The following is an 11,058-nucleotide window of genomic DNA, read 5'->3' on the forward strand; positions in this document are numbered from 1 at the left end:
TAGGGTTCGTAGTGAGGACTTTAGTCCTTCTTCCAGTATCCAAAGAAGGACTGAAGTCCTCACTACAAACCAGGTTTGTAGGGTTCGTAGTGAGGACTTTAGTCCTTCTTCCGGTATCCAAAGAAGGACTGAAGTCCTCACTACAAACCAGGTTTGTAGGGTTCGTAGTGAGGACTTTAGTCCTTCTTCCGGTATCCAAAGAAGGACTGAAGTCCTCACTACAAACCAGGTTTGTAGGGTTCGTAGTGAGGACTTTAGTCCTTCTTCCGGTATCCAAAGAAGGACTGAAGTCCTCACTACAAACCAGGTTTGTAGGGTTCGTAGTGAGGACTTTAGTCCTTCTTCCGGTATCCAAAGAAGGACTGAAGTCCTCACTACGAACCAGGTTTTTAGGGTTCGTAGTGAGGACTTTAGTCCTTCTTCCAGTATCCAAAGAAGGACTGAAGTCCTCACTACAAACCAGGTTTGTAGGGTTCGTAGTGAGGACTTTAGTCCTTCTTCCGGTATCCAAAGAAGGACTGAAGTCCTCACTACAAACCAGGTTTTTAGGGTTCGTAGTGAGGACTTTAGTCCTTCTTCCAGTATCCAAAGAAGGACTGAAGTCCTCACTACAAACCAGGTTTGTAGGGTTCGTAGTGAGGACTTTAGTCCTTCTTCCGGTATCCAAAGAAGGACTGAAGTCCTCACGATCAAACCTAGTTTTTAGGGTTCGTTCGTAGTTTGTAGGGTGTGTCAGCTAAAATTATCTTCGCAGCAAATCGAAAAAATCGCAGGCTGACGCACCCTAGGAGTTTCTATTGCGAAAGCATTTTAACAAATTTTCGCAAAGTTTCAGCAAGCCGATCGCCCGCCACATCCATCAAATCATTGTGTCCGGCTCGATCGACCCAAAAATTAAGTTTCGGCTGCTTAGCGGTCGCAAAAAGCTGCTCTCCGTGCCAAAACGGCACTACCCGATCGACCTTACCGTGAATCACTAAAACTGGCGATCGCACTTTGCCAATTTTATCAACATTCACAAACCTATCAAACGGTAAAAACGGAATCCGCGTCAACACCCGAAAAGCCGAAACAAAGGAACTTTCAACCACCAAACCGCCAACAGGCTGCCGCGAAGCCAAATCAACAGCCGGCCCGCCACCAAGAGAACGCCCGTACAGAATAATCCGCTTGGGCGGTACTCGCAACTGTTCAGTTAAATAACCGTAAGCTGCATCAATATCGCGATAAACATTATACTCAGAAGGCTTTCCCTGACTCGTCCCATAACCTTGATAATCGTAAGCAAATACAGCAAACCCACTGTCTCGAATCTCTCGCAAGACCGACCAAATATATCCCAAATCCTCTGCATTGCCGTGACTGTAAAGTATGGTATATTGAGCTTGGGGGTTTGGAAAATGAACAGCAGAAATTTTCATGCCATTAGCTGAGCTAAGTTTAATAATTTCGCTAGTATCCTGGTAGCCAGCAGCGGGAGGTTGAAAAATCATCCGGTCTGAAAAAAAGACAGCGTAAAAACACAGAAAAGCGTAAATAAAAATTATAGAACTCAAGACTCGTCTCAGAGAGAATTCCCCGAAAAGCAAATTTTTTATATTTTTTTTATTCGAGTTAGACATAACTCAATGCTCATAGTTTAATAAGATTTAACTGAGACTTTTTTACAGCGAGGAATTGACATGACACTAGCATACCCCGATGACCTGAAATACTTAGACAGTCACGAATACATCCGACTCGAAGGTGAAATAGCCACCATCGGGATTAGTGCCTTTGCAGTTGACCAACTCGGTGATATCGTGTTTCTAGATTTGCCAGAAGTCGGCGCAGGGTTGGAAAAGGGCGAAGCTTTCGGTACAGTCGAGTCAGTGAAAGCCGTTGAAGATTTAAAAGCGCCGATTACCGGTACAGTCATAGAACGCAATGATCAGATTGTAGAGTCTCCCGAAAATTTGGCCGAAGACCCCTATGGCGCCGGATGGCTGCTGAAAGTCCGCGTTGACAACGCCAGCGAAGCTGATGATGCTTTGTCTGTCGAAGAGTATCGCCAAATGGTGGAAGGGGAATAGGGACAGGGGGAGAGGGGGAAAATCTTCCCTCTTCCCTCTTCCTTCTTCCTTCTTCCTTCTTCCTTCTTCCTTCTTCCTTCCTTTCTTCTGTGACTAAATGTTACAAACAAAGAAGAAAAGTCAATTCAGGAGAATCAGCCTTGGTAATCTACAGCCCGCAAATTGAACCCAGCCAACAGCAAAACCTTTCTCCCATCGATGGTTTTGCAGCTAGACACATTGGCCCAACACCCAGCGAAATCCAGCAAATGCTAGATGTTTTGGGCATCTCCAGCCTCGATGACTTGATTGACAAAACGGTTCCCGCAGCGATTCGCATCAATCAACCGCTACAACTTCCCGCAGCGCAAAGCGAGTACGGGGCTTTGGCAGAATTGAAAGAAATTGCTGCCAAAAATCAGGTTTTTCGATCGTACATTGGCACAGGATATCACGACTGCATCACGCCGCCGGTCATCGGGCGCAACATCCTGGAAAATCCCGGCTGGTATACAGCTTACACTCCCTACCAAGCTGAAATTGCCCAAGGGCGATTAGAAGCTTTGCTGAACTTCCAAACCATGATAGTCGAGCTCACGGGTTTGGAAATTGCCAACGCTTCTTTGCTGGATGAAGGGACGGCGGCGGCGGAAGCAATGGCTGTGAGTTACGGCGCTAGCAAAAAAGGGGCAAAAGCGTTTTTTGTGTCCCAAGATTGCCACCCGCAAACCGTGGAAGTGGTGCAAACTCGCGCTAAGCCGCTGGGAATTGAAGTGATTGTCGGCGACCATCAAAGCTTTGAGTTCGATCGTACAATCTTCGGCGCGATCGTGCAATACCCAGCCACCGATGGCGCAATTTACGACTATACCGATTTTATTCGATCGGCACACCAAGTCGGCGCCTTAGTCACAGTAGCCGCCGATATTTTGAGCCTTTGCCTCCTCACGCCCCCCGGCGAATTCGGCGCGGACATAGCCGTAGGAAGCACCCAGCGCTTCGGAGTGCCCATGGGATTCGGAGGGCCTCACGCAGCTTATTTCGCCACAAAAGAAGAGTTTAAACGGCAAGTTCCCGGGCGAATTGTCGGCGTTTCCAAAGATGCTAACGGCAAATCTGCTTTACGTTTGGCTTTGCAAACTCGCGAACAGCACATCCGGCGCGAAAAAGCAACTAGCAATATTTGTACGGCCCAAGTTTTGCTAGCAGTGATGGCGAGTATGTATGCTGTTTATCACGGCCCGTCTGGACTCAGAAACATTGCCGAGAAAGTATGGAGTTTAACTGCACTTTTGGCATCGGGTTTAAGAAGTTTTGGATACACAATTGGTTCCCAACCTTTCTTCGATACTCTGCGAGTAGAATTGGGAGACAAACCGCTGTCAGAACTTCTCGAAGCTGCTCAACTTCGCCAGATTAATCTCCGAGTGTTCGATGGTACGACAGTGGGAATCACTTTAGATGAAACTGTCACTGTTGAAGACGTGCAAGAGTTGTGGGAAATTTTCTCACAAAATAAGGATTATCTCAGGGCCGACGGACAGAATGCTCTCAACATTCCGCTGGATGCAGAAGAATTGAATTCATTCTTGACTTTACCTGATTTTTGCGATCGCACAACCCCCTATCTCACCCATCCTGTATTCAACAGCTACCACTCCGAAACTGAGCTGTTGCGCTATATGCACCGTTTAGAAGCCAAGGATTTATCGCTAAACACATCGATGATTCCCTTGGGTTCTTGCACCATGAAACTGAATGCAACCGCCGAGATGCTTCCCGTGACTTGGGCAGAATTCGGCAAGATACATCCCTTCGCGCCCCGCAGTCAAACTCGCGGCTATCAAATGATGTTCGTGCAACTCGAACAGTGGCTGGCAGAAATCACCGGTTTTGCTGGAATTTCCTTGCAACCAAACGCCGGTTCCCAGGGCGAATACGCGGGTTTGTTAGTAATTCGCCAATACCACGAACATCGAGGCGAATCTCACCGCAACATCTGTTTGATTCCCCAGTCAGCCCACGGTACAAATCCGGCTAGCGCGGTGATGGCGGGAATGAAAGTAGTTGCTGTCGAGTGCGATTCTCAGGGAAATATTGATGTCGCTGACTTGCAGAAGAAAGCCGACAAACACAAAAATGAACTAGCTGCTTTGATGGTAACGTATCCATCTACCCACGGCGTGTTTGAGTCAGAAATTAAAGAAATTTGCCAGATTGTCCACAACTGCGGCGGACAAGTTTATATGGACGGCGCCAATATGAACGCTCAAGTTGGTTTGTGCCGTCCCGGCGATTTTGGTGCTGATGTTTGTCACTTAAATTTGCACAAAACTTTCTGTATTCCCCACGGTGGCGGCGGCCCCGGCATGGGGCCGATTGGCGTGATGTCTCATTTAGTGCCTTTCTTGCCTGATGTTTCGGCAGATGCCAACGGACAGAAAGATAGCAATTCTATAGGCGCTATTTCGGCGGCGCCTTGGGGGAGTGCCAGCATTTTGACTATTTCTTGGATGTACATTCGGATGATGGGAGAAGTTGGTTTAACTGCGGCGACAAAAGTAGCAATTCTTAATGCTAATTACCTGGCGCATCGGTTAGAATCTTATTATCCGGTTTTGTACAAAGGCAAAGCTGGTTTGGTAGCGCACGAGTGCATTCTGGATTTGCGATCGCTCAAAAAATCTGCGGCTATCGAAGTCGAAGATATCGCTAAACGGTTGATGGATTACGGCTATCACGCGCCGACGGTTTCTTGGCCGGTTGCTGGTACGGTCATGGTGGAACCGACGGAAAGCGAATCGAAGCAAGAATTAGACCGTTATTGCGAAGCGATGATTGCGATTCGTCGGGAAATTGCCCAGATAGAAAAAGGTAATGTGGACGCGCAAAATAATGTGTTGAAAAATGCGCCGCACACCGCAGAATCTCTGATGGTTGATGAGTGGAATCATCCCTATACTCGCGCGCAAGCTGCTTATCCGACAGCTTGGACTCGGGAATATAAGTTCTGGCCTGCGGTGGGCAGGATCGATAATGCGTTTGGCGATCGCAATTTTGTCTGTTCTTGTTTGCCAATGGAGGCTTACAGTCAAGCTTAAATCACTATCTGCGGGTGCGCCCGCGCACCTGACGGCAGATAAACGCGCCCCAATCTCAAAGCGGTTTGTCGCGAGGCATGCAAGTCCTAGAATTCTAAAAGTCTCAAAAACAGGTTTGCAGTCAGGACTTTAGTGCTTCTGCTTTGGGCCAGAAGCGCAATCGCACACTCGGTATCATTCCTATGTAGTCCGAGTCCTTCTCACTAGAAACGCCATCTCGTGTGCGATCGATTACCACCACAAAAAGGGTTCGTAGTACGGACTTCAGTCCGAAAAATACGGAGGACTCAAGTCCGCACTACAAACCATTTTTTTTATGGTAATCGATCGCACACGATCAGACTTATTCCCCATCTAAAATCTAAAATGGTATGACTGATGATTGCCCGGTTTGGCAGCTTGCCTTCCGCGGCATTTTTTTGGCAACCGAATCTATAGCAGTCCGATCTCTCATATGAGGTATTGACCAATCAATCGCCCAATCTAAAATCTAAAATCTAAACCTCTGCCTCACCTATTTAATACTGGGCTTTGACACTCCTCTGCCTAAAGGCGAGAGGATTCTTCTATCAATGACGCACCTTGCCCACGCAGGTTTGCACCAGCGAAAGTAGAGGGTATGTCTCCAGAAGCGTTTACCGTATCGAGTACGGAGGTGCCCGTGTGCCCCACGGTGCCTATTGCTTTGGTCAATATGTTGAGTGCTGCGTTGTGGTCGCGATCTAACACGCAACCACATTGACAGATATGGGTGCGAGTAGATAGAGATTTCTTAACCACAGTGCCACAACTAGAACATTCTTGGCTGGTATAGGCAGGATTTACAGCAACAGTAACCCGGCCAAATATTCGCCCGAATGTCTCTAGCCACACTCTAAATTGATACCAACCAGCATCAGAAATCGATTTAGCTAAACAATGGTTTTTGACCATGTTTCTCACTCTTAAATCTTCGTAGGCTACTAGATCGTTAGATCTGATTACGCACCGTGCTAATTTCACAGCATGGTCTTGACGTTGCCTACTTATTTTCAGGTGGATTCTTCCTAGCTTGATTCGAGATTTGATGCGATTTTTTGAGCCTTTGACTTTGCGAGAAACTAAGCGTTGCGCTCGTTTCATCTTTACTTCACCAACTCGATAGAATCTAGGGTTTTCAACTTCTAAACCATTCGAGTCAGTGTAGAAACTTTTGGGCCCTACGTCTAATCCAATCGTGTCACCAGTAGCAGGTAACATCTCTGTGCGGTCAACGGAGATGCAAAACTGAACATAGTAGCCATCCGCTCTTTTGACCAACCTTACCCGTTTAATTCGATCGGGTTGATAGAAGTTTAGATCTCTAGTTCCTTTAAGTTTAAGTCGTCCGATTCCTTTTTTGTCAGTGAAAGTAATCGATTTACGATCGTCACTTAGCGACCATCCAGATGTTTTATATTCAACCGAACGGCAGTGTTTCTGGAACTTAGGAAATCCCTTTTTACCAGCAATTTTACCTTTACAGTTGTCAGAGAAACGTTGGATTGATGCCCAAGCACGTTCGGCTGCTGCTTGACGTGCCATCGAATTGAGTTGGTTGGCAAATGGAAATTCACGAGCCAATACAGCGCAATATTTATTGAGATCGTAACAGGACTTTGCTTGTCCATCCATCCATAGGCGAATCGCTTTATTGCGGATAAACTGGACAGTCCGAATCGCCTCATCAACTGCGATGAACTGGTTAGATTTACCGTAAGCTTTGTACTCAAAAATGAGCATTGGGACTGTTGTGCGAAATATATTTATTATGATGAAGATTATATCATAAAACTACCAAGGTGGGAAGATATTTGGTGCTAGGCGCAGACCTATTGCTTGCTCGTCACCCATCCCCTCGCTACCGAGCTCTAAAGATTGTCGGTAGCGAGGGGATGGGATTCCTCGCTCGCCGCCTCTACATCCCCGCCCTGGAAGGGCAGGGTTTTCCGGCGATTCGGATAACTTGACCCCGAATGCCTGTGTTCCCGATATTTGGGTGAGAGGAGGGCGCTGGTGCGGGTCTCTGACGCATCCTGGGCTGTGGTGTGGTAGCAGTATCCTTGCCTGTGGTGTAGAGCATCCTGCCTGCTTCCCCATCAAAAGATTTATCTGGTGTACGACAGAGCGCACGATCGACTCAGAAGCCTTGTATACCACGTTAAGCCAGCAGCGGCGGAACGCTCACAGGATTTTAGAAAGGGATTTGTATTATACAACACGATATTACCAACAACAATTAAAATAGTTTGGACTTGATGATATGTTGTACCATTTTGCGATCGAACTTGTCGGGGCGGGGCTTCCCCTAGCTGCGAAAGTTGCCAGTTTCAGGCTCTGATTTGTCCAAATTGGTGCAAAATGTCAAATTTATCGTTAATCTTGTCCAATTACCAATTACGAACCTATGCCCCGTCGTCAAGACTTAAAAAAGATTCTTCTCATTGGTTCCGGCCCAATTGTTATCGGCCAAGCGTGCGAATTTGACTATTCGGGGACGCAAGCTTGCAAAGCTTTGCGAGAAGAAGGTTATGAAGTGGTGCTGGTGAATTCCAACCCTGCAACGATTATGACCGATCCGGAAACGGCCGATCGCATTTACATCGAACCTCTAACACCGGCCATCCTCGAACAAATCATCGCTAAAGAAAGACCTCAAGCAATTTTACCGACAATGGGCGGTCAAACGGCGCTCAATTTAGCCGTTGCCGTTGCTAAAAATGGCGTATTGGAAAAGTACAATGTAGAGTTGATTGGCGCTAAATTGCCTGCTATTGAAATGGCAGAAGACAGGCTGTTATTTAAGGAAGCAATGGCACGAATTGGCGTTGCCGTTTGTCCTTCGGGAATTGCTAACAATCTCGACGAAGCCAAAGCAATCGGCCATCAAATCGGCACTTATCCGTTAATTATCCGTCCGGCTTTTACAATGGGCGGCACGGGAGGCGGCATTTCTTACAATCAAGAAGAATTTGAAGAAATGGCCCAAGGTGGCGTTGATGCTAGTCCGGTATCGCAAATTTTGATCGAACAATCTTTGATCGGTTGGAAAGAGTACGAACTGGAAGTGATGCGAGATTTGGCAGATAATGTAGTGATTATTTGTTCGATCGAGAATCTCGACCCCATGGGCGTCCACACCGGCGATTCGATCACCGTCGCCCCAGCGCAAACCCTCACAGACAAAGAATATCAGCGCCTGCGGGATGCTTCGGTGAAAATTATCCGCGAAATCGGAGTAGAAACCGGCGGTTCTAACATTCAATTTGCCGTCAATCCAGTCAACGGCGATTTCATTGTGATTGAAATGAATCCCCGGGTTTCTCGTTCCTCCGCCTTGGCCTCGAAAGCAACAGGTTTCCCGATCGCCAAAATGGCGGCAAAATTAGCGGTAGGTTACTCTCTAGACGAAATTTCCAACGATATTACCAAGAAAACTCCCGCGTCTTTTGAACCGACAATTGACTACGTAGTGACGAAGATTCCCCGATTTGCTTTTGAAAAGTTCCCCGGTTCCGAACCGACTCTAACGACGCAAATGAAGTCAGTAGGAGAGGTAATGGCGATCGGGCGCAGCTTCAACGAATCTTTCCAAAAAGCGCTGCGGGGATTGGAAACCGGCCGCGCGGGTTTCGGGTGCGACAAACCGGAAAAGTTGCCTAGTTTGGAACAAATTCGCGCCGGATTGCGTACACCAAATCCCGATCGCATTTTTACAGTGCGCCACGCGATGATGATGGGAATGTCGGTAGAAGACATCTTCGAGCTTACAGCAATTGACCCCTGGTTTTTGGATAAAATGCAGGAATTGCTCGAAGCCGAGAAGTTCTTGAAACGAACTGCGCTCAACCAGTTGACAAAAGACACAATGTTTGAAATAAAGCAGTTGGGATTTAGCGATCGCCAAATTGCTTACGCTACCAAAACATCGGAAGATGAAGTCCGCGCTTACCGCAAAGAATTAGGCGTAGTCCCGATTTACAAAACAGTCGATACCTGTGCCGCCGAGTTTGAAGCGTTTACACCTTATTACTATTCCACCTACGAACTGGGGGCGGCAATTTCGGAATTGGGCGATGAAGAAAAGAAGATTTCGCCTGTGGCTCACAGTCTGGCGCCGGAGTCGGAAGTTTTGCCTTCTACCAAGCGCAAAGTGATGATTTTAGGCGGCGGGCCGAACCGGATCGGACAGGGGATTGAGTTTGATTATTGTTGCTGTCACGCTTCTTATTCCCTAGGGGAAGATGGGTTTGAGACAATTATGGTCAACTCGAATCCGGAGACGGTTTCGACAGATTACGATACGAGCGATCGCCTGTATTTTGAACCGCTAACCAAAGAAGATGTTCTCAACATCATCGAGGCGGAAAATCCCGAAGGAGTAATCATTCAATTCGGCGGACAAACACCGCTCAAATTAGCAGTTCCTTTGCAAAAAGCCCTCGAAAATCATTCGGAAGTACAAACAAAAATCTGGGGAACTTCGCCGGATTCCATTGATGCTGCTGAAGACAGAGAGCGATTTGAAAAGATTCTGCGGGAGTTGGATATTCAGCAAGCTGCTAACGGTTTGGCGCGCAGTTTTGAGGATGCTTTGATAGTAGCTGGGCGGATCGGTTATCCGGTGGTGGTGCGGCCGAGTTACGTGTTGGGCGGGCGAGGGATGGAAATTGTTTATTCCGATGCAGAATTGGAACGTTACATGACTTATGCGGTGCTGGTAGAACCGGATCACCCGATTTTAATAGACAAGTTCCTGGAAAATGCGATCGAGGTTGATGTAGATGCGATCGCCGATGCAACTGGTAATGTCACCATCGGTGGTATTATGGAACACATCGAAGAAGCAGGTATCCACTCCGGCGACTCTGCTTGTTCCATCCCTTACCAAACGCTTTCCGACGCAGCTTTAGTCACAATTCGCCGCCAGACAATAGAACTAGCAAAAGCTCTGAAAGTCATCGGGTTGATGAACATTCAATTTGCTGTCCAAGGAGAGGAAGTTTTCATTTTAGAAGCTAATCCCCGGGCTTCTCGTACAGTACCTTTTGTGTCCAAGGCGATCGGGGTTCCCCTGGCAAAAATGGCATCGCGAGTCATGTCTGGTCAAACTTTGGAAGCTTTAGGTTTTACGAAAGAGATTGTACCAATTCACGTTTCCGTGAAAGAGGCCGTGCTACCATTTGCTAAGTTCCCGGGAACTGATACTTTGTTAGGGCCGGAAATGCGATCGACTGGCGAAGTCATGGGAATTGACACAGATTTCGGCAAAGCCTTCGCCAAAGCTCAACTCGGCGCTGGCCAAGTGATGCCACAGTCGGGAACTGTGCTGGTTTCGATGCGCGATCGCGATAAACTAGCAGTAGTTCCAGTAATCAAGGAATTCTTGGAATTGGGTTTCAAAATAGTTGCAACCCACGGTACGCGCAAAGTTTTGCGAGAGCAAGGTTTAGACGTAGATTTGGAATTGAAGCTGCACGAAGGGCGGCCAAATTTGTTGGATTCAATCAAAAACGAGAAAATCCAACTAATTATCACCACCCCTTCCGGTGAAGAATCCCGCGCCGACGGCATCTTTATCCGTCGCACAGCTTTGACTTACAAAATCCCGATTATTACCACCATAGCCGGTGCTAAGGCGACAGCAGCCGGAATTCGATCGCTCAAATCGCACCCGATGGAAGTGAAAGCAATTCAAGACTATTACCCGCAAATGTAGGGTGATTGTAGGGTGCGCACTGCGCACCTTACAAAAGACTTAGGGAGGCGCGGAAAAATAAAATACCAGTCAAATTGGGGTAATCGTGATATCCCATTTCGGTAAAGTTTCAGAACGTTGCCATAAGGGTAGATACTCTTTTAACTTTTTTGGTAAGACTTTTATTCCT

Annotated in this window: 6 protein-coding genes; 3 read left to right on the forward strand and 3 right to left on the reverse strand. The window is 47.2% G+C overall.

The annotated features are described in order from the left end of the window. Both QZW47_RS29645 and QZW47_RS29650 read right to left on the reverse strand, forming a co-directional pair. Positions 1 to 667 (reverse strand): hypothetical protein (locus QZW47_RS29645; RefSeq protein WP_293136008.1); only part of this gene is annotated, 667 nt, incomplete at its 3' end. A 127-nt stretch (positions 668 to 794) separates the two neighbouring features. Then, on the reverse strand, positions 795 to 1,622 hold the full coding sequence (locus tag QZW47_RS29650; protein ID WP_293136011.1) for an alpha/beta hydrolase: 828 nt from the start codon (positions 1,620 to 1,622) through the stop codon (positions 795 to 797). Between the two features lie 60 nt (positions 1,623 to 1,682). Here QZW47_RS29650 and gcvH point away from each other — a divergent pair, with 60 nt between their 5' ends. Then, on the forward strand, positions 1,683 to 2,072 hold the full coding sequence (gene gcvH, locus QZW47_RS29655) for a glycine cleavage system protein GcvH (RefSeq protein WP_293136014.1): 390 nt from the start codon (positions 1,683 to 1,685) through the stop codon (positions 2,070 to 2,072). Positions 2,073 to 2,212: 140 nt separating this feature from the next. After that, on the forward strand, positions 2,213 to 5,152 hold the full coding sequence (gcvP, locus tag QZW47_RS29660; RefSeq protein WP_293136017.1) for an aminomethyl-transferring glycine dehydrogenase: 2,940 nt from the start codon (positions 2,213 to 2,215) through the stop codon (positions 5,150 to 5,152). A gap of 546 nt (positions 5,153 to 5,698) precedes the next feature. Here the strand turns inward: gcvP and QZW47_RS29665 are convergent. After that, positions 5,699 to 6,913, reverse strand: coding sequence for a transposase (locus tag QZW47_RS29665; RefSeq protein WP_293136022.1), 1,215 nt, complete (start codon positions 6,911 to 6,913; stop codon positions 5,699 to 5,701). 664 nt (positions 6,914 to 7,577) lie between these two features. Here QZW47_RS29665 and carB point away from each other — a divergent pair. Then, entirely contained in the window at positions 7,578 to 10,889 is a 3,312-nt protein-coding gene (gene carB / locus QZW47_RS29670) for a carbamoyl-phosphate synthase large subunit (protein WP_293136025.1), read from the forward strand. Positions 10,890 to 11,058: the final 169 nt, after the last annotated feature.

This window comes from Microcoleus sp. bin38.metabat.b11b12b14.051, assembly GCF_013299165.1.
Taxonomy (GTDB): domain Bacteria; phylum Cyanobacteriota; class Cyanobacteriia; order Cyanobacteriales; family Microcoleaceae; genus Microcoleus.

Excerpts from the sequence above, each read along its gene's own strand:
- QZW47_RS29650 (WP_293136011.1), bottom strand. The coding sequence starts at position 1,622 with ATGTCTAACTCGAATAAAAAAAATATAAAAAATTTGCTTTTCGGGGAA.
- gcvH (WP_293136014.1), top strand. The coding sequence starts at position 1,683 with ATGACACTAGCATACCCCGATGACCTGAAATACTTAGACAGTCACGAA.
- QZW47_RS29665 (WP_293136022.1), bottom strand. The coding sequence starts at position 6,913 with ATGCTCATTTTTGAGTACAAAGCTTACGGTAAATCTAACCAGTTCATC.
- carB (WP_293136025.1), top strand. The coding sequence starts at position 7,578 with ATGCCCCGTCGTCAAGACTTAAAAAAGATTCTTCTCATTGGTTCCGGC.